The organism is Flavobacteriales bacterium (genome assembly GCA_016713875.1).
Lineage (GTDB): Bacteria > Bacteroidota > Bacteroidia > Flavobacteriales_F > PHOS-HE28 > PHOS-HE28.
In genome coordinates, this window is the sequence record JADJOI010000003.1 from 3,087,830 (window position 1) to 3,105,004 (window position 17,175).

At 65.4% G+C, this 17,175-nt stretch carries 17 protein-coding genes; 10 read left to right on the forward strand and 7 right to left on the reverse strand.

The annotated features are described in order from the left end of the window. The first annotated feature begins 57 nt into the window (after window positions 1-57). Genes IPJ87_14560 through IPJ87_14570 form a run of 3 tightly spaced genes read left to right on the forward strand, consistent with a single transcriptional unit; the run spans window position 58 to window position 3,120 of the window. The gene (locus tag IPJ87_14560; GenBank protein MBK7943072.1) at window positions 58-768 is read left to right on the forward strand and encodes a peptidylprolyl isomerase; all 711 of its coding nucleotides are present in this window, start codon (window positions 58-60) and stop codon (window positions 766-768) included. Then, complete coding sequence (pheS, locus tag IPJ87_14565) at window positions 765-1,826, forward strand: phenylalanine--tRNA ligase subunit alpha (protein MBK7943073.1); 1,062 nt, start codon at window positions 765-767, stop codon at window positions 1,824-1,826. Before IPJ87_14560 ends, pheS begins: the two co-directional genes overlap by 4 nt. A 10-nt stretch (window positions 1,827-1,836) precedes the next feature. Then, complete coding sequence (locus IPJ87_14570) at window positions 1,837-3,120, forward strand: geranylgeranyl reductase family protein (protein ID MBK7943074.1); 1,284 nt, start codon at window positions 1,837-1,839, stop codon at window positions 3,118-3,120. Here IPJ87_14570 and IPJ87_14575 read toward each other — a convergent pair. Next, window positions 3,110-4,795: a hypothetical protein gene (locus IPJ87_14575; protein MBK7943075.1), complete on the reverse strand. Its 1,686-nt coding sequence runs from the start codon at window positions 4,793-4,795 to the stop codon at window positions 3,110-3,112. The two genes, IPJ87_14570 and IPJ87_14575, sit on opposite strands and share 11 nt — an antisense overlap. A 208-nt stretch (window positions 4,796-5,003) precedes the next feature. On the opposite strand from IPJ87_14575, the gene IPJ87_14580 reads away from it, so the two are divergent. Both IPJ87_14580 and IPJ87_14585 read left to right on the forward strand, forming a co-directional pair. Then, window positions 5,004-6,269 (forward strand): hypothetical protein, encoded by a 1,266-nt coding sequence (locus IPJ87_14580; protein MBK7943076.1) that lies wholly within the window; start codon window positions 5,004-5,006, stop codon window positions 6,267-6,269. A gap of 98 nt (window positions 6,270-6,367) precedes the next feature. Continuing rightward, window positions 6,368-8,980 (forward strand): T9SS type A sorting domain-containing protein, encoded by a 2,613-nt coding sequence (locus IPJ87_14585; protein ID MBK7943077.1) that lies wholly within the window; start codon window positions 6,368-6,370, stop codon window positions 8,978-8,980. Here IPJ87_14585 and pyk read toward each other — a convergent pair. The 6 genes from pyk to IPJ87_14615 form a co-directional block, all read right to left on the reverse strand. Continuing rightward, window positions 8,977-10,404 (reverse strand): pyruvate kinase, encoded by a 1,428-nt coding sequence (gene pyk, locus IPJ87_14590; protein MBK7943078.1) that lies wholly within the window; start codon window positions 10,402-10,404, stop codon window positions 8,977-8,979. The two genes, IPJ87_14585 and pyk, sit on opposite strands and share 4 nt — an antisense overlap. 5 nt (window positions 10,405-10,409) lie before the next feature. After that, window positions 10,410-10,832 (reverse strand): IPExxxVDY family protein, encoded by a 423-nt coding sequence (locus IPJ87_14595; protein ID MBK7943079.1) that lies wholly within the window; start codon window positions 10,830-10,832, stop codon window positions 10,410-10,412. Between the two features lie 71 nt (window positions 10,833-10,903). Further along, complete coding sequence (rnc, locus tag IPJ87_14600; GenBank protein ID MBK7943080.1) at window positions 10,904-11,722, reverse strand: ribonuclease III; 819 nt, start codon at window positions 11,720-11,722, stop codon at window positions 10,904-10,906. Between the two features lie 6 nt (window positions 11,723-11,728). Then, window positions 11,729-12,979, reverse strand: coding sequence for a beta-ketoacyl-ACP synthase II (gene fabF / locus IPJ87_14605; protein ID MBK7943081.1), 1,251 nt, complete (start codon window positions 12,977-12,979; stop codon window positions 11,729-11,731). Between the two features lie 24 nt (window positions 12,980-13,003). Further along, window positions 13,004-13,240, reverse strand: a complete 237-nt coding sequence (locus IPJ87_14610) for an acyl carrier protein (GenBank protein ID MBK7943082.1) — start codon at window positions 13,238-13,240, stop codon at window positions 13,004-13,006. A 58-nt stretch (window positions 13,241-13,298) separates the two neighbouring features. Beyond that, the gene (locus tag IPJ87_14615) at window positions 13,299-13,985 is read right to left on the reverse strand and encodes a nitroreductase family protein (GenBank protein MBK7943083.1); all 687 of its coding nucleotides are present in this window, start codon (window positions 13,983-13,985) and stop codon (window positions 13,299-13,301) included. 43 nt (window positions 13,986-14,028) lie between these two features. On the opposite strand from IPJ87_14615, the gene purN reads away from it, so the two are divergent. The 5 genes from purN to IPJ87_14640 all read left to right on the forward strand — a co-directional run bounded on the left by purN (window position 14,029) and on the right by IPJ87_14640 (window position 17,175). Next, window positions 14,029-14,604, forward strand: coding sequence for a phosphoribosylglycinamide formyltransferase (gene purN, locus IPJ87_14620; GenBank protein MBK7943084.1), 576 nt, complete (start codon window positions 14,029-14,031; stop codon window positions 14,602-14,604). A 63-nt stretch (window positions 14,605-14,667) separates the two neighbouring features. Beyond that, window positions 14,668-15,276: a MarC family protein gene (locus tag IPJ87_14625; GenBank protein ID MBK7943085.1), complete on the forward strand. Its 609-nt coding sequence runs from the start codon at window positions 14,668-14,670 to the stop codon at window positions 15,274-15,276. Then, the gene (gene rnhA / locus IPJ87_14630; GenBank protein ID MBK7943086.1) at window positions 15,273-15,743 is read left to right on the forward strand and encodes a ribonuclease HI; all 471 of its coding nucleotides are present in this window, start codon (window positions 15,273-15,275) and stop codon (window positions 15,741-15,743) included. The genes IPJ87_14625 and rnhA overlap by 4 nt, the downstream gene beginning before the upstream one ends. Window positions 15,744-15,851: 108 nt before the next feature. Next, window positions 15,852-16,376, forward strand: a complete 525-nt coding sequence (locus tag IPJ87_14635; protein ID MBK7943087.1) for an acetyl-CoA carboxylase biotin carboxyl carrier protein subunit — start codon at window positions 15,852-15,854, stop codon at window positions 16,374-16,376. A gap of 202 nt (window positions 16,377-16,578) precedes the next feature. After that, window positions 16,579-17,175 (forward strand): superoxide dismutase, encoded by a 597-nt coding sequence (locus tag IPJ87_14640; GenBank protein MBK7943088.1) that lies wholly within the window; start codon window positions 16,579-16,581, stop codon window positions 17,173-17,175.

Sequence of the window (17,175 nt, forward strand, 5' to 3'; positions counted from 1 at the left end):
CTTTTGGGCGCCTGGCCAGCGAAGGCTCGGCGAACCTCAAAAGTAGCGCCCAAAGCGATGTTCCTGCAAATCACCCCGACCAAGCTCACCGTCGCGCTCGCGATCCTGATGCTCCCCGCCACCCTGCCCGCTCAGAGCGCCAAAGGCATCAAGGGCACCGCCAAGCGCCCCCGCGTGGAAGTGCGCACCAGTTGGGGAACGATGATCGTGGAGCTCTACAATGAGACCCCCCAGCACCGCGACAACTTCCTGAAGCTGGTAAAGGAGCACTACTACGACAGCCTGGTCTTCCACCGGGTGATCCCGGGCTTCATGGTGCAGGGGGGCGACCCGGACAGCAAGCGCGCCGCGGCCGGCATGCCGCTGGGCACGGGGGGGCCGGGATACACCGTGCCGGCGGAGATCCTCCCGGGCCTCTACCACACGAAGGGCACCCTGGCCGCAGCCCGGCAGGGCGACCAGGTGAACCCCACCAAGGCCAGCAGCGGCAGCCAGTTCTACATCGTGCAGGGCCGCCCCTACCAGCCACAGGAGATGGACATGATCGCCAAGCGCAACGCCACGATGGGGACCCCGGTCACCTATGACGATGCGGCCAAGGCGCGGTATGCCAGTGTGGGCGGCGCCCCTCATCTGGACGGTGCGTACACCGTGTTCGGCGAGGTGGTCGAAGGGCTCGATGTGGTGGACAAGATCGCGGCCGTGCAGCGCGATGGCCGCGACCGCCCCGCCGAGGACATCCGGATGTGGATGAAGGTGCTGCCATGAGCATCCAGGAGCGCATCCTCGCTCTGGAGGCCGAGGTGAAGGCCGCCGCCGCGGAGTCGACCGAAGCGGTGGAACGCTTCCGCGTCGCCTTTCTGGGCCGTAACGGAGCGGTGACCGCGCTGTTCGACGATTTCAAGCAGCTGGCCGCCGAGGAGAAGAAGGCCCTCGGTCAGCGCCTCAACCAGCTCAAACAGGCCGCGCAGGCCCGATTGGATGAACTGAAACTGGCGGTGGACCAGCAGCGCGTTGACCACGCGGGACTGGATGATACCACGCGGCCGGCAGCCCTTGATCCGGCCGGCAGCCTGCACCCCATCACCCTGGTGCGCCGGCGCATTGTGGACATCTTCGCCCGCATCGGCTTCACCGTAAGCGAAGGCCCTGAGGTGGAGGATGACCACCACAACTTTGGTGCGCTCAACTTTCCGCCCGAGCACCCTGCGCGCGATATGCAGGACACTTTTTTCGTGGCTCCCGGGACGGGCGCCCCGGCAGCTGCAGCGGACGCCCTGGCCCTGCGCACCCACACCAGCAGCGTGCAGGTGCGGGTGATGGAAGGTCAGCGGCCGCCCATCCGCACGGTGAGCCCCGGGCGCGTGTACCGCAACGAGGCCATCAGCGCGCGGGCCCACTGCATGTTCCACCAGGTGGAGGGTCTCTACGTGGACAAGGGTGTGAGCTTCGCCGAGCTGAAGGGCACCCTGGACCATTTCGCCAAGGCCATGTTCGGGCCCGAGGTGGTCATCCGCATGCGGCCGAGCTACTTCCCCTTCACCGAGCCCAGCGCCGAGGTGGACATGAGCTGCACCATCTGCGCCGGCGCGGGTTGCACGGTGTGCAAGCACAGCGGATGGGTGGAGATCATGGGCTGCGGCATGGTGGACCCCGCCGTGCTGAGCAATTGCGGGATCGATCCGCTCGTCTACAGCGGCTTCGCCTTCGGCATGGGCGTGGAGCGCATCGCCCAGTTGCGCTACCGGGTGCCCGATCTGCGCCTCTACTGGGAGAACGACGTCCGCTTCCTGGAGCAGTTCAGCGCGGAGGCTTTCCGCGGCTAGCGCGTCCCGCATGCAGGCGTCCTCCGCATCCAACGCCGCTCCAACGCACGCCACGGATGTCTTGATCGTGGGCGGCGGCCCCGGCGGATGCACGGCGGCGCTGCAACTGGCGCGGCACGGCGTGCGCTGCACGCTGATCGAGAAAGCCGTGTTCCCCCGGGACAAGGTGTGCGGCGATGCACTGAGCGGGAAGGTGATGCGGGTGCTGGGGCGCATCGACCCCGGCCTGGTGGAACGGGTCAACGCCAATGCCCACCGCATGGCCAGCTGGGGGGTCACCTTCGTGGCCCCGGGAGGCCGGTCGCTTCGCGTGCCCTTCTCCCGCCACACTGGCGTGGGCGAGCCGCCAGGAGCGATCCTGCCGCGGATGGACTTCGATGCGATCCTCGTTGACGCGGTGCGGCGCGGCCAGGCCACCCGCCTCCTGGAAGGCACACAGGCCGTCTCCTACACGCGCACGGGCGGTGGCTGGGAGGTCCTCGCACGCGGTGCCCAGGGACCGGCCACGATCCGTTGCCGGCTCCTCCTCGCGGCGGACGGTGCCCACTCGCACTTCGCGCGCCAGGTGGCCGGCCTGCCCATGGAGCCGCGCCACCACGCCGCCGGGGTACGCGCCTACTACCGCGGCATCACCGACCTCGACCCGCACGGCTTCATCGAGCTGCACTTCCTGAAGGAGCTGCTGCCCGGTTACCTCTGGATCTTCCCACTGCCCGGAGGCCGTGCCAACGTGGGCCTGGGTCTGCGCAGCGATCACGTGCGGACACGCCGGCTGGACCTGAAGGCCGAGCTGGAGCGCCTCGTCACCACCCACCCCACCCTGAAGCACCGGTTCGCGAACGCCGCGGCCGAGGGACCCGTGCAGGGGATGGGGCTTCCCCTGGCCAGCAAGCGCCATCCCTTGAGCGGCGAGGGCTACCTGCTGATCGGCGATGCCGGGCACCTCATCGACCCCTTCACGGGCGAGGGCATCAGCCATGCGATGATCAGTGGCGCGCACGCCGCCGATGTGGCGCACGAGGCCCTCCGCGAGGGTCGTACGGACCCTGCGTTCCTCAGGACCTACGATGCGCGTGTGTGGAAGCGCCTGGGCCAGGAACTGGCCATCAGCACCCGGCTACAGGACCTCGCCCACCGGGCATGGTTGTTCGACTTCGTGGTGAAGCGCGCGAACCGCAACCCCGCTCTGGCGGACACCATCAGCAGCATGTTCACCGACCTCGACCTCCGGGCGCGGCTCAGGAAGCCCGGCTTCTATATGGACCTGGTGCTGGGCCGGAAGGTCAAGGGCTGACCCAGCGAGCGACCCTGCGCTCCCCGTTCACATCGAGAACGGCCAGGTAGGCACCGGCCCGCCATCCAGCCGTTTCCACGCGAAGGGTCGATGGGCCCTCGGCCAGGGAGACCTGCCGTTCAAGAAGTCGCCGACCCATTGGATCGAAGCATCGCAAAAGACCCTGCTCCTCGATGCGCGAAGCGACCTGGAACTGCACCGCGTTCGGCAGCACCGTGGCCGTCAGCTCGGTAAGCTGTTCTTCGGGCAATTGCACGAGGATGATCTTCTGCCGGTCCACTTCGTTCAGGCCATCCAGGTCAACCGTACCACCATCGAGGGCGATCACCCACTTCATGTCCCCCGTATTGCTGGCGCCATTGAACACCTTCGAGCCGGGTGCGAAGCGGATGCGCGCGCCGGGGCCGAGCCGGGTGTGAAGGTCCTGTCGACCCGTGATCCCGGGCCCCTCCTTCAAGACCACCATGCCGTGCATCACCAGTTCACCACCGTATCCGATCACCACATCACTGCCGGTAAGCAACGCCAGCATGCCGCGGTTGCCTTCTCCATAATGCAGGGTGGCGCCCGCAGCGACCTCCAAGGTGCTGCCCCTGCGGAACATGAAACACGAACGCGACCCTTCGAAACCCAGGTGACCATCCTGGTGCACATAGCGATCGCCATCACCCCAGAACAGTTCCACGATCTGCCAAGCGAGGCAGAGGTCGGCACCGTTGTTCACCACCGTGAGCGTGTGGAAGACACTGTCGTTGTTGAGCACCGCTCCCCCGCGCAGCTGGGTGAATGGCTGAAAGTTGAAGCCGGTGTACGGTTCCAGTGTGAGCGTTACCGCGGTGGGCTGCGCCACGTTCGGCAGTGGTGTCACATCGAAATAGCTCACATGCGCCGGCGAGGGGTAGGTCGTGTCCTCATACATCACCAGGAAATTGGAGCCGCTCACCGGCCAAAGGGTGAAGCTGGCAGGGCCTGTCTGGAACTGGGGCAGGTCCGCCTCCACAAGCCGATCCAGGTTCCCCTGCTGAAGCAGGTCTTCCGCCCACGGCCACAGCAAGCGGAACTGTTGCCCGGGACCAGGGGAGGCCAGCGTGAACTTCAGGACCAGCTCTCGCAGCGCATTGTCCGTAAAGCCCTCCGTGGGCACACAGAGGGAGAGCGGCGACCCGAACTGACCGGACCCATAGCTGGCTTGATACCAGCGCAGGTCGCTTCCCGCTCCTGTGCTGTCCGGTATGCGCACCGCCGCGCGGATGCCCGAGCAAAGGCCCTCCGTGCAGGTCGCGCCCTGATCAAGGGTCGTACCCGACAGGGGAAAGCCATCGACCACGAAGGCGTACTGATCATCGGCGACCAACGGTATCGCGGTGGCCGAGTCCATGAGCAAGCGCAGGAACACCGGTCTGGCAGGGTCGGCATCATCGAAGTCGATCCGGGCCTCCACATCCTGGCCAATGACATGCGCAAGGGAGAGACAGATGGTGCTGTCCACCGGTCCGTTCCACGTGTCGTCAAGCGTCTGGTAGGCCTCCCAGTCGGCATAGGTGAGCACCACGACCGTCGTGTCCCATGGGCAGGTACGTGTGACCGTGTCGGAAGCCTGAAAACCCGGTAGGGTGATCTGTGCGGAGGCGACGAAGGGAAGCAGCACGAGCAGGCTTATGGAACGAAGCTTCATGCGAGCGGCATTTGCATGAAGATAGGTCGAACGCATGGGATGCTGCCCGGGTGGTCATACAGACCGCTTCCGCCACCACTCCATCACGGTCACCGCCTGAAACAGCCCGGCTTCAACGTGGACCTGGTCCTCGGGCGCCGGATCAGCGGCTGAGCGGGTTCTGCCCCGCTGGATCCCCGGCCTTACCTTGGCTTCCGGCCACCTCCTGATGCGATCGCTCCTCTTATTCCTGTCGTCCGCGCTGTTCACCGGCCAGGCCTTCGCCCAAGGGACGTGGACGACGCTGAACATCCCGCCTTCCGGGCGCCACGACGACGTCTTCTTCATCAACGACACGGTGGGCTGGGCGGCGGGCGGTCCGGCCGGCACGATCCGCCGCACCGAGGACGGTGGCGCCACGTGGGACCTGCAGTACACCTCCGGACAATACCTGCGCAGCATCGAGTTCATCGATGCCCAGCACGGCTATTGCGGATCCTTGAGCGGGTCGCTGTTCCGCACAGTGGACGGCGGGGCCACCTGGACCGATGTGGCCCCACTGATCACCCCACAGCCGCCCGGCATCTGCGGCCTCTCCGCACCCGCTCCGACCACCATCTATGGCGTGGGACTCTGGGCCTCTCCGGCGTACGTGGTGAAAAGCAGCGATGGCGGCTTCAGCTGGTCCTTCATCAACATGGGCGCACACGCCACGGCGTTGGTGGATGTGCACTTCATCAGCGCGGACACCGGCTTCGTCACCGGCACGGCCGCGCCGGCGGGCAACGGTGGCGTCATCCTGTACACCACGGACGGGGGGCTCAGCTGGCAGCCGAAGCACTTCACCGGGGTCACCTCGGACATCGTGTGGAAGATCCAGCGGCTGGACGCGGACCACTGGTACGCCTCGGTGTACAGCGAACCGATGAACGACGACACGCGCCTGCTGCGCAGCACCGATGGCGGGCAGACGTGGAGCACCATCGTGGCGGCCAACAGCTATACCTACGTGGAGGTGGTGGGCTTCATGGACACCCTGCAGGGCTGGGTGGGCGGGGGCAACCTGCTGTACGGCACCACCGATGGCGGCCTCACCTGGGCGCTGGAGACCGTGGGCAACAACTACAACCGCTTCTTCCGCCTCAACGATTCGCTGGCCTACATGTCCGGCACCTACATCTACAAGTACTCCAGGGACATTGGCACGGGCACGAACGCGGCCGTTGCGGCGCCGGAATACCATGCGCTCAGCGCCACGCCCACGATCACGGACGGGCCCTTGATCGTCGTGCTGCGGCTGGACCGCAGCACCATCGCGGACCTGAGCGTGCTGCGGGCGGACGGCGGTCTGGTGCGGCGCCTGCTGCATGCGCATAGCGCCCTTGGCGAGCACAGTTTCTCCGTGGACCTGGCCCAGGAGGCTCCAGGCACCTACACCGTGGTGCTGAAGACCAACGAGGGACTGCGCTACGTGAAGGTGGTGGTGGAGAGGTAGCGCTATGCCTGAGACTGAGTTGGCCGAGGACACCACTATCAGCCTCTACTTTCGTCTTTGAGATACCATCTGCCGTGAAAGCGATCGTCTCTGCCCTGATGGCGCTCATCCTGACTGCATACGTGCATGCACAGATCCCCTCCGTGGCCTGGACACGCTCGCTTGGAAGCGGCTATTCGGACGCCGGGCACTTTATCCATCAGTTGCCCGACAAGAGCTTCTTTCTTGCAGCAACGAGCAATTCCGCAGATGGACAACTCGGCAACACCTCGGGGCCGGCCAACGGGGAGGTGGTATTCATCGGCCTCGACAGCTTAGGACAAATGCAATGGGGAAACCGCATCGGTGACCTCGGCCTCGTTCAGATCATGCATGGCGCCGTGATGCCCGATGGGAACTTTGTCTTCGCCGGTAGCATCTACGATGCAGGGCAGGTGATCATCGATAGTTGGGGCGACAAAGATCTCTGGGTCGTGAAGGTCACCCCCGCCGGCTCTGTGATCTGGGAGCGCTTCTATGCTGGCCTTGTGGACCAGAACGACCAGGGGATCCATGTAGCCGCACGATCGGATGGGGGTTGCTTCGTTTCCGGATTCCGCGGACAAAACGACTGGGAAGCGTGGGTCATCGCCTTGGACAGCGCTGGCACTGAACTATGGGAGAGCACTTATGGCGGCAGCTCCGTGGACATTGGTCAATCCATCATAGCTACTGCGGATGGCGGTGCCCTTCTCGCAGGGTGGACCGGATCCAGTGATGGCGACGTGAGCACGCCGCTCTATGGTCAATACGATGGTTGGCTGGTGAAGCTCGATGCGAACGGGGATATCGAATGGGACCGCACGTATGGCGGTTCGGCCGTGGATCAATTCCTCGACATCCGTGGCTTGTCGGGCGGGGACTACCTTGTCCTTGGCACATCGAACTCTTCCGATGGAGATCTTCCGCAGAACCACGGTAACTGGGATGTGTGGCTCATGCGCGTGGACGCCTCTGGTGCGATCATATGGAGCCGTTCCTACGGCGGAAGCCTTCCGGATAGTCCGTCTGACATGATCCCATATCAAGGAAACTGCCTGATCGCGGGAAGCACCACCTCATCCGATGGAGATGTTAGCGTTTGCTACGACGTGTTGGTGAACCAGGCGCCCTATGGTGGCGGGGATGGCTGGCTCCTATTGGTGAACCCAAATGGTGACCTGCTCTGGGAGAAGTCCGTGGGCGGAAGTGATGGAGATCTCCTATACGCACTTGCGCCTACTGACGATGGCTTCGTCGCGACTGGGATGTCAATATCGGCGGACCACTTCGTTCCTGGGAACGTGGCTTATCAGGACATCTGGACCGTGCGGTTCAATGGAAAGAGCACCCTGCTCACTGGCACGCTCTACGTGGATGCGGACAACGATACCAGCATCAGTGTTGACGATCCCCGTATCGGTAGGCGGCTGGTGGAGCTGAGCAACAATGCCGAACTAGCCCTTTCAGAAGCCAGCGGCCATTATGAGTTCGCGGTGAACGGCCCGGCCCAGCACATCATCACAGGCCCAACGATCGCGCACTTCACACAAGACCCAGCCACGCACTCCCCAAGCACTACGGGCAATGAACCAGCAGTGAGCGGCCTCGACTTCCGGTACACGGCCATGGTACCAGCGCAGGATCTCCAGGTCTTCCTCACGCCCGTCTCACCCTTCCGTCCAGGCTTCCCCGTCCGCTACGATGTGCTCTGCCGCAACGTGGGAACGACGAGCATTGGCGCAGACCTCAGCCTCGCGCTCGATGATGGCCTCGACTTCGACTCCGCGTCGATCGCACCAGGAAGCATCAATGGCAGCATGCTCACGTGGGCGCTCGGACCGTTGCTTCCGCTACAGAACATCCAACTCGCCGTGTACTGCACGCAATCCATTGGGGACACGCTGGGAAGCCCGGTGACCACCACGACGGAGATCACGCCCATCGCAGGCGATCTCGTTCCCGGGGACAACACCGTTACCACGAACAACCAGGTCACCGGCTCCTTCGACCCCAACGACATTCTGGTGGAACCGACCGAAATGCTCGTGAGCGCATTGGCCGATGCCGTTCTGGACTACACGATCCGGTTCCAGAACACAGGCACCGATACGGCATTCACCGTTGCTGTGGAAAACCACCTGCCAGCGAACGCGTACCTGCCCAGCTTCGAGCTCATCGACGCTTCGCACCCATTGGCGCTGACCTACTACGACTTCGATCACAAGATGCGCTTCCAGTTCGACAACATCCTGCTGCCGGACAGCAACGTGAACGAATTGATGAGCCATGGTTTCGTCCGCTACCGCATACGACCTCGTACCGATCTCCTTGTCGGCGATTCCATCCGGAATACCGCCGCGATCTTCTTCGACCTCAATGCCCCAGTGATCACGAATACGGCGCGAACAGCGATCATCACCACTTCGGATACCACCGCGGCGGATGCAGTCGCGCAGATGCACCTGATGCCCAATCCGGCGGCTGATCATGTTCTGCTTGCCGTGGAAGAGGACTTGGTCGGTGGCCTGCTCCAAATGCGCGATGCCAGCGGACGCATGGTATTCCAGGAGAGGGTGTTATCAACCCGGCAGACGTTCGATCTCTCCCGCTTGGCCGATGGGCATTACTTGTTGATGGTGCGCGCGGATGGCGCAGCACATAGGTGCAAACTGATCAAACAGGCCCGTTAGGCCGGGCTCAACTTCAGCATGTTCGCCATGCCCTTCTCAGCGATGGGCATGCTGGCGATGTTGATCACCAGGTCGCCCTTCTGCACCTGATTGCGGCGGCGCAGCAGGTGCTTGATGTCGGCGATGGTGTGGTCGGTGCTGACCGTCTTGTCGTAGTAGTGCGCGCGCACGCCCCACACCAGGTTCAGCATGCACAGGATGGCCGGGTTGCTGGTGAAGGCGTAGATGTTGGCCTTCGGGCGCATGCTGCTGATCTTGAAGGCGGTGTAGCCGCTGTGGGTCATGGTGACGATGGCCTTCACGGGCATGGCCTCGGTCATGCGCACGGCGGCGATGCTGATGGCGTCGCTCACCGTGCGTTCGTTGCTCTCCAGGGGCGGGTTGGGCACGTTGTACATGCCCTCGGCCGTTTCCATCTCCACCAGGATGCGGTTCATGGCCTTCACCACCTCCACGGGGTGTTTGCCCACGCTGGTCTCGGCGCTCAGCATCACGGCATCGGCATGATCGAGCACGGCGTTGGCCACATCGTTCACCTCGGCGCGGGTGGGCGTGATGTTGGTGATCATGCTCTCCATCATCTGCGTGGCCACGATCACCGGGCGGTGCATGGCCAGGCAGCGGCGGATGAGGTCCTTCTGCACCAGCGGCACCTTTTCCATGGGGATCTCGACCCCCAGGTCGCCGCGGGCCACCATCAGCGCATCCGATTCCCGGATGATGTCGTCGATCTCCAGCAGGGCCTCGGGCTTCTCGATCTTGGCCACCACCCTGGCGTGCTTGTCCTGGGCGCGGATGATGTGCTTGAGCTCGATGATGTCGCGTGCGCTGCGCACGAAGCTCAGGCCCACCCAGTCCACGTTCTGCTCCAGGGCGAAGTCCAGGTCCTTCAGGTCCTTGTCCGTGAGGCAGGGCAGGCTCACCTTGGTGTTAGGCAGGTTGAGGCCCTTGTTGGCGCTGAGCGGCCCGCCGTTGAGCACGCGGGTGGTGACCCGGCTGCGGCCGTCGGTGGACACCACCTCCAGGCGGATCTTGCCATCGTCCAGCAGAGCGATCTCCCCGGGCTTGACGTCCTGTGAGAACTGCGTGTAGGTGGTGCTCACCAGGCCGGGACGCCCCTTCACGGGTTCGGTGGTGATCACCAGCTCGCTGCCGTCGGGCAGGTCGATGGCCCCGTTCTCCATCTCGCCCACGCGGAGCTTGGGGCCCTGCAGGTCCGCCAGGATGGCCGTGTTGAGGCCGAGCTCCTCGTTGAGCCGGCGGATGTTGGCGATGAGCTCGCGATAGAAGTCGTAGGAGCCGTGGCTGAAGTTCAGGCGGGCCACGTCCATGCCGTTGCGCATGAGCTCGCGGAGCACGTCGACCGGCGCACTGGCCGGTCCGATGGTGGCGACGATCTTGGTCTTGGGGTCGTTGTGGGGCATCGGGGTCACTGCAGGAGTTTGTGGCCGGCGCGTAGCTGGTCGAAGGGCACCGGGTAGGCGGCCAGCACGAACTCTGCGGCGCGTACACGTTCCAGCAACTCCTCGGGCGCCTCGGGCGCCTGCTCGTCCACCACCAGGAAATAGTCGGCCGACCGCTGGTCCTTGATGAGCGGGCCCGCGCCTCCCCGGTTGTTCACCAGGGTGTAACGCACCTGCGTCTCGGGGTCGTCATGGTCGAAGGCCGCGTGGCGCGAGGTGCCCTCCGCTGAACTGTCGAGGATGTCGCGGTCGCGGCGCGTCAGGGCGATCCCCAAGCTCAGGTTCAGGGACCAGCACAGCCGGTAGTCGTTCACATGGCTGCTGATGCCGATCACGTGCACTTCGGGGTCGGGCTCCACATCAAGGCGGATGCGCGTGGTCTTGGCCATGGACGGTCAAAGGTAGGCCTGGCGCGAGGGGTGGCCGCGAGCCCGGGCCCCCACCTATGCACCACGGGGTGTTACCCACCTTGGTCGGGCGTGGTGCTCGGCACCTCCCTGTCGGCGCCTCCTTCGCGGGGCCGTCCGCCCCGGCCGCGGCCTCGACCACGACCGCTGCTGCGCCGCTTCTCCATGGTGCGGAAGGCGGCGTCGGCGGCCTCCTGTTCGGCCTTCTTCTTGCTGGGGCCTCGCCCGCTCCCGCGCACATCGCCGTCCACCTTCACCTCGCAGAGGTAGGTCTTGCCGCGGACACCGCGGCCTCCTTCCTCGGTGATGTGGAAGTCCACCCGCTTGCGGTGTTTCTGGCCCCACTCCAGCAGGCGGCTCTTGTTGTCGCGGTCCTCCTTCTCCAGTTCACGCAGGTCGTACTGGCTGATGATCAGCTTGACGATGGCCTTGCGCGCCCGATCGAAGCCCTGCTCCAGGTAGATGGCGCCGAAGATGGCCTCTAGCGCGTTGCCGGGCACGCTGGTCTCGTGCCCCCGGGTGACATTGCTCTCCATCACCTTGCCGATGTCCACCCGGCGGGCCAACTCGCTCAGTTGCTGGCGGCTCACGAGCTTGCTGCGCATGCGGGTGAGGAAGCCCTCGCCCTCCTTGGGGTAACGCTCGAAGAGCAAGCTGCCCACCACCGCGTCCAGGATGGCATCGCCGAGGAACTCGAGGCGCTCGTTGTCGGGCAGGTCGGGCCGGTCCTCGGGCACCGCGCTGCTGTGGCGCAGCGCCTGCTTGTACAGGACCAGGTCGGCGGGGCGTATGCCGAAGGAGCGCTTCACCCAGGCCAGGATGCGCCGGTCCTCGGCCGAGGCGCGGGCGCGGAGCAGCAGCGAGCGGATCAAGCGGTACTAGCGGTACTTGCGGAAGATCACCGCGGTGTTGTGGCCGCCGAAGCCGAACGTATTGCTCATGGCGGCGTTCACCGTGCGCTTTTGCGCGGAGTTGAACGTGAAGTTCAGCCGGTGGTCGATCTCGGGATCGTCCGTGAAGTGGTTGATGGTGGGGGGCACCGTGTCGGTGTGCACGGCCATGATGGCGGCCACGCCTTCCACCGCCCCGGCTCCGCCGAGCAGGTGCCCGGTCATGCTCTTGGTGGCGCTGATGTTCAGCGCGTAAGCGTGCTCGCCGAATACACGCTCAATGGCCTTCACCTCCTGCGGGTCGCCGATCGGTGTGCTGGTGCCGTGGGTGTTGATGTAGTCGATGTCCGCAGGTGCGAGACCGGCGTCCTTGAGGGCGAACTTCATGCACAGCTCCGCGCCGAGGCCTTCGGGGTGCGGGGCGGTGATGTGGTACGCATCGCTGCTCATCCCCCCCCCGATCACCTCGGCGTAGATCTTGGCCCCCCGGGCCAGCGCGTGATCCAGGTCCTCCAGCACGATGGCCGCGCCGCCCTCGCCCAGCACGAATCCATCACGGTCCTTGTCATAGGGCCGGGACGCCGTGGCCGGGTCGTCGTTGCGGGTGCTCATGGCGTGGAGGGCGTTGAAGCCGCCCACGCCCGCCTCGTAGATCGCCGCCTCGCTCCCGCCGGTGACCACGGCCGGGCACAGGCCCAGGCGGATGGCGTTGAAGGCGTCGATCAAGGCGTTGTTGCTGCTGGCGCAGGCGCTGGCGGTCACATAGCTGGGGCCGCGGAGCGTATGCTTCATGCTGATCAGCCCCGCCGCGCTGTCCGCGATCATCTTGGGGATGAAGAACGGGTTGAAGCGCGGGGTACCGTCGCCCTTTCCGAAGCCGATGCACTCGTCCTGGAAGGTCTTCAGCCCGCCGATGCCGCTGCCCCAGATCACCCCCACGCGGTCGCGGTCCAGCTTGTCGGAGAGCAGACCGCTGTCGGTGATCGCCTCATCGGCGCACACCAAGGCGAACTGGGCGTACGGGTCGGTCTTGCGGGCCTCCTTGCGGTCCATGAACGCCTCGGCATCGAAGCCCTTGACCTCGCATGCGAAGCGGGTCTTGAACTTCGATGCGTCGAAGCGCGTGATGGGCGCGGCGCCGCTTCGGCCGCTCACCAACCCCTCCCAGTAGGCGGCAAGCGTGTTGCCGATGGGGGTGAGCGCGCCCAGACCGGTCACAACAACGCGTCTGAGCTGCATGGGGAGAGCCCGATGGGCCCGGGCTTACTTCGCGTTCTTCTCCACGTAGTCCACGGCCTGACCCACGGTCTGGATCTTCTCGGCCTGGTCATCGGGGATGGCGATGTTGAACTCCTTCTCGAACTCCATGATGAGCTCGACGGTATCGAGGCTGTCAGCGCCAAGGTCGTTGGTGAAGCTCGCCTCCATGTTGACCTCGCCCTGGTCGACCCCGAGCTTGTCCACGATGATTGCGATGACCCTGGATTTGATGTCCGACATGACAGTGTCGTTTAGTTGATGAGGGTGCAAAGGAAACACTTTTTCGATGCGGCCTCCGTCACCGGACCGACAGGTAGGGCACCAGCACCTCGACCAGCGGCTTGCGCATCAGGTCAGGCACACGGCAGTCGGGGGCCGCAAAGCCCATGGGTATCAACAGGTAGGGCCGTTCATTGGCCGGGCGGTCCAGCAGGCGTGTCAGAAAGTTCATGGGGCTGGGCGTGTGGGTGAGGGTCACCAGGCCCGCGTGCTGCGCCGCCGCCAGCAGCAGGCCACAGGCCAGCCCCACGCTCTCCTCCACGTAATAGTGCTTGCGGCGCGTGCCATCCGGGTTCTGCCCATGAGCCTGCTTGAAGACCACCACCAGCCAGGGCGCGGCCTCCAGGAAGGGCTTGTGCCAATCGGTGCCCAGTGGGGCCAGATCGGCCAGCCATTCGACGGACATGCGCCCGTGGTAGCTGGCGTGCTCCTCCTCCTCGGCCGCCTCGCGGATCCGGCGTTTCAGTTCAGGGTCGCCCACCAGGCAGAAGGTCCAAGGCTGCTTGTGCGCACCGCTGGGCGCGGTGGAGGCCGTGGCGATCAGCTCCTCCATCAGCTCCCGCGGCACCGGCCGGTCGCTGAAGTGACGCACGCTGCGGCGGTGGGCCATCAGTTCGCGGAAAGCGACGGCCCTCCGGAGCATGTCCTCCGCGGGATATTCGGTCGGGAGATGGGGCACGGTACGGGGTCCTTCCGGGCTGCTCATGCCTCGAAGGTCGGCACTGGCGCGGAGTGCGCACCTTCGCAGCGTGAAGCGCATCGCCATCCTGGCCTCCGGAAGCGGCAGCAACGCCCAGCGGCTCATCGAGCACTTTCAGGGCTCTTCCGTGGCCGAGGTGGTGCTGGTGGCGGGCGACCGCCCCGAGGCCGGGGTGTTCGCCCGTGCGTGGGACCTGGGCGTGCCGAGCTACCGCTTCACCCCGGCCCAATTGCGGGATGGCACGGTGCTCCGCGAGCTGCAGGCGCTGCGTGTCGACCTGGTGGTGCTTGCTGGTTTCCTGCGCCTGGTGCCCGCGGAGCTGGTCCGAGCCTATCAAGGCCGCATGGTCAACATCCATCCCGCCTTGCTTCCCCGCCATGGCGGCCGGGGCATGTGGGGCCACCATGTGCATGCGGCAGTGCTGTCGGCCGGCGACACCGAGAGCGGCATCACCATCCATCGGGTGAACGAGCGCTACGATGAGGGCGAGCACCTCTTCCAGGCCCGCTGTCCCGTGCTGCCCGGCGATACGACCGAGACCCTGGCCGCGCGCATCCACGAACTCGAGCATGAGCATTTTCCCCGGGTTGTTGAGAGCCTTGTTGATCCCAAGATGAACCCATGAACCGCGAGTAGCGAGTGGCAAGCCGTGTATGCGCTCGCCACTCGCTACTCGTTACTCCAACCCATGCAACTCGACCCGGCACAGATCGGAAAGGCGTTCCTGGTGCTCTTCGCAGTGATCGACATCGTGGGCGGCATCCCGCTGATCCTGCAGGTCCGCCAGAAGGCCGGCCGTATCTACCCCCTGCGGGCCACCCTGGTGAGCCTGGGCATCATGGTCACCTTCCTGTTCGTGGGCGAGGGCATCCTGCGCGTGGTGGGTGTCGACGTCCGGTCGTTCGCCGTGGCGGGTTCGTTGGTGTTGTTCTTCATCGCCCTGGAGATGACCCTCGGCATCCGGCTCTTCAAGGAGGACACCTCCGCCCCTGGCCTGCCCAGCGACGACCCCAAGGTGTACAGCATCGTACCGCTCGCCTTTCCGGTGATCGCCGGGGCCGGCACCATCACCACCATTCTGTCGCTGCGCGCCGAGTACGCCCCGGTGAACATCCTGGCGGCCATCGTGCTCAACATGGGCCCGGTGCTGCTGGTGCTCTTCCTCACCAACCGCATCGAACGGCTGCTGGGCCGCGTGGGGCTCATCGTCATCCGCAAGGCCTTCGGCGTCATCCTTCTGGCCATCAGCGTGAAGCTGTTCACGGGCAACATCACCTACCTCTTCCCGGCGACATGAGCGTGCAGGTGACGGCCTACACGGACGGCGCGGCCAGCGGCAACCCGGGGCCGGGCGGCTATGGGGTGGTGCTGGAGAGCGGCAGCCACCGACGCGAGCTTTGGGGCGGATACCGCCACACCACCAACAACCTAATGGAGCTGCTGGCGGTCATCGCCGCGCTGGAGGCCCTGAAGCGACCCGGCATGGAGGTGACCGTGGTGAGCGACAGCAAGTACGTGGTGGACAGTGTGGAGAAGGGCTGGGTGTTCGATTGGGAGAGGAAGGACTTTGCCAAGCGAAAGAACCCCGACCTCTGGAAGCGGTTCCTGAAGGTGTACCGACAGCACAAGGTGCGCTTCCACTGGATCCGCGGCCACAACGGCCACCCGCAGAACGAACTCTGCGACCGCCTGGCGGTGGCCGCCCGCGAGCAGCGGGGCCTGCCGGCGGACGAGGTGTACGAACAGCTGGGCGAGGGCGGTTGAGCACGCGCACTACCATCTGTGTTCATCCGTGTCCATCTGTGGTTCCGACGGCCGCTCGGCGAGGGTGGTTGATCACCACCACCGTGCGGCGCCCTATTTTCGCCCGCCATGCCGCGCAAGCTCTACGCCCACATCAACCAGGCCGGCGCCCCCGTGGTGCTGGAGCGCCGCACGCCCGACGGGCCCTGGGTGCCCGAAGGCACCGCCGACCTGGACCTCAGTGCAGCGGACAAAGGCACCTTCAGCGTGCTGCTGGACGGTCGGTCGGTGCGCGCCACCGTGGTGAAGGAGGACCGCGCGGCGGGTGTGGTGAAGTTGCGGATCGGCGGCAAGCTCTACACCGTGCGGCTGGAGGACGAGCGCGCCCGCCTGGTGCAGGCCCTCGGGTTGGACAAGTCCCGCGGCGGAGTGGTGCCGGAGCTCAAGGCTCCCATGCCGGGGCTGGTGCTGAACGTGCTGGTGAAGGCCGGTGACGTGGTGCGCAAGAACGACGCCCTGCTGGTGCTGGAGGCCATGAAGATGGAGAACGTGATCAAGGCCCCGGGCGATGCCGTGGTGGCCCAGGTGCATGCCGTGCAGGGCAAGGCCGTGGAGAAGGGCCAGTTGCTGCTCGGCTTCGCGCCCGTGAGCTGAACGCACATCACGCATCCGGATCGCGTTCGGCGCGGAACTTGCCGCGGTCACCGACCTGATAGCGGACAGCGTCCGCCCCTGTCGGCCGAACTACCTTTCGCACATGGACCGCAAACGCTTTCTCACCCGCTCGCTGCAGGCCGCCGCGGGCGTGGCCTTGGCCCCTGCCGTGCTGCGTGCTTCCGCTTCGGGTGCCGGTGATCTGCACTTCGTCCAGGCGCCCCTGCCCTATCCCTACGAGGCGCTGGAGCCGCACATCGATACGCTCACCATGCAGATCCACTACGGCAAGCACCATGCGGCCTACGTGAAGAACGCCAACGAGGCCCTGGCCGCCGAAGCCGTGCCGGCCACCACCGCCGAGCAGCTCTTCGGCACCATCGGTGGGGTGAGCACCAAGCTGCGCAACAATGCCGGTGGCGCCTGGAACCACGACCTCTTCTGGAGCAGCATGGCGCCTGGCCGGGGCGGCGACCCGGGCGGCGCGGTGGCGGATGCGCTCGCCGGCGCCTTCGGGTCGCTGGAGAAGTTCAAGGAGGACTTCTCCGAGGCGGCCATGAAGCGCTTCGGCAGCGGCTGGGCGTGGCTGGTGCTGCAGGAGGGGAAGCTGGCCATCGGCAGCACGCCCAACCAGGACAACCCGCTGATGGAGGTGAGCGACCTGAAGGGCCGCCCGCTGCTGGGACTGGACGTGTGGGAGCACGCCTACTACCTCAAGTACCAGAACAAGCGCAACGAGTATGTGGCCGCCTGGTGGAACCTGGTGAACTGGGAGGCCGTGGCCGGCCGGATGGGTTGA

Bases quoted from the DNA above. Each gene is read 5' to 3' on its own strand.
- IPJ87_14560 (MBK7943072.1), top strand. From the start codon at position 58: ATGTTCCTGCAAATCACCCCGACCAAGCTCACCGTCGCGCTCGCGATC.
- rnhA (MBK7943086.1), top strand. From the start codon at position 15,273: ATGAGCGTGCAGGTGACGGCCTACACGGACGGCGCGGCCAGCGGCAAC.
- IPJ87_14570 (MBK7943074.1), top strand. From the start codon at position 1,837: ATGCAGGCGTCCTCCGCATCCAACGCCGCTCCAACGCACGCCACGGAT.
- IPJ87_14575 (MBK7943075.1), bottom strand. From the start codon at position 4,795: ATGAAGCTTCGTTCCATAAGCCTGCTCGTGCTGCTTCCCTTCGTCGCC.
- pyk (MBK7943078.1), bottom strand. From the start codon at position 10,404: ATGCCCCACAACGACCCCAAGACCAAGATCGTCGCCACCATCGGACCG.
- IPJ87_14625 (MBK7943085.1), top strand. From the start codon at position 14,668: ATGCAACTCGACCCGGCACAGATCGGAAAGGCGTTCCTGGTGCTCTTC.
- pheS (MBK7943073.1), top strand. From the start codon at position 765: ATGAGCATCCAGGAGCGCATCCTCGCTCTGGAGGCCGAGGTGAAGGCC.
- IPJ87_14595 (MBK7943079.1), bottom strand. From the start codon at position 10,832: ATGGCCAAGACCACGCGCATCCGCCTTGATGTGGAGCCCGACCCCGAA.
- IPJ87_14615 (MBK7943083.1), bottom strand. From the start codon at position 13,985: ATGAGCAGCCCGGAAGGACCCCGTACCGTGCCCCATCTCCCGACCGAA.
- IPJ87_14585 (MBK7943077.1), top strand. From the start codon at position 6,368: ATGGCGCTCATCCTGACTGCATACGTGCATGCACAGATCCCCTCCGTG.
- IPJ87_14580 (MBK7943076.1), top strand. From the start codon at position 5,004: ATGCGATCGCTCCTCTTATTCCTGTCGTCCGCGCTGTTCACCGGCCAG.
- IPJ87_14635 (MBK7943087.1), top strand. From the start codon at position 15,852: ATGCCGCGCAAGCTCTACGCCCACATCAACCAGGCCGGCGCCCCCGTG.
- fabF (MBK7943081.1), bottom strand. From the start codon at position 12,979: ATGCAGCTCAGACGCGTTGTTGTGACCGGTCTGGGCGCGCTCACCCCC.
- IPJ87_14610 (MBK7943082.1), bottom strand. From the start codon at position 13,240: ATGTCGGACATCAAATCCAGGGTCATCGCAATCATCGTGGACAAGCTC.